This is a genomic window from Segeticoccus rhizosphaerae, assembly GCF_009192725.1.
Lineage (GTDB): Bacteria > Actinomycetota > Actinomycetes > Actinomycetales > Dermatophilaceae > Segeticoccus > Segeticoccus rhizosphaerae.
Genome location: NZ_VOHR01000617.1, coordinates 1 through 960 on the forward strand (window position 1 = coordinate 1; position 960 = coordinate 960).

The window sequence follows — 960 nt, forward strand, 5'->3', positions numbered from 1 at the left end:
ACGCTCGCCGTCGAGGCCGTCGTCGACCGGGTCCGCTCCGACGGGCTCCGGCCCGACCAGTGCCTGCTGCTCTCGCCGACCCGGGTGGCTGCTGCGGCTCTGCGCCAGCGGGTCACCGCCCGGCTCGGCGGCACCTCCACCGAGCCCCTGGCCCGGACCCACCAGGCCTTCGGGTTCGGCATCCTGCGACAGGCTGCCGCGCTGCGTGGCGACCCCACCCCCCGGCTGCTCAGCGGGCCCGAGCAGGACATCATCCTGCGCGAGCTGCTGTCCGGACACGCCTCCGGTGACGGGCGGGCGCCCGACTGGCCCGAGCACGTGGTGGCGGCTCTGCCCACGCGAGGCTTCCGGGCCGAGCTGCGCGATCTGTTGATGCGCGCGGTCGAGCGCGGGCTCGACGCCGGGGACCTGGCCCGGCTCGGTCGCGAGCAGGAGAGGCCCGAGTGGGTGGCAGCGGCGAGCGTGCTGGCGGAGTACGACGAGGTGACCGCGTTCTCCCGGCCCGGCGCCTACGACCCCGCGTGGATCCTGGGTGCCGCCGCAGAGCTGCTGGAGGAGGATGCGACTGCCCTCGTCCGGGTCCGCGATGCGCTGCGACTCGTGGTCGTCGACGACGCCCAGGAGCTCACGTCGGCGGCCAGCCGGCTGCTGCAGGTGGTCGCGAGCCCGCAGATCGACCTCGTGCTCATCGGAGATCCCGATGTGACTGTCGAGGGCTTCCGTGGCGCGGACCCGAGGGCATTCGGGCAGCTCGCGGAGGCCGTGGGGCCAGCGGGTGGTCCGACGACGATCAGCCTGGGCACGTCATACCGGCAACCTCAGGTGTTGCGGGAGGTGGCGCACCGGGTGACCCGCCGGATCGGGACGGTCGGCGGCGTCGCCCACCGCGAGGTGGCGACGCAGCCGGGCGGACGCTGCGACGTCGCGTTGGTGAGGGCGGCCTCGCAGGAGGCTGCGCTG

1 protein-coding gene is annotated in these 960 nt (G+C 74.7%); it reads left to right on the plus strand.

All coding sequences use genetic code 11. From position 1 onward, the window contains the following. Nucleotides 1–960: UvrD-helicase domain-containing protein (locus FRW57_RS22085; protein WP_152187090.1), on the plus strand; the 960-nt coding region annotated here is incomplete at both ends.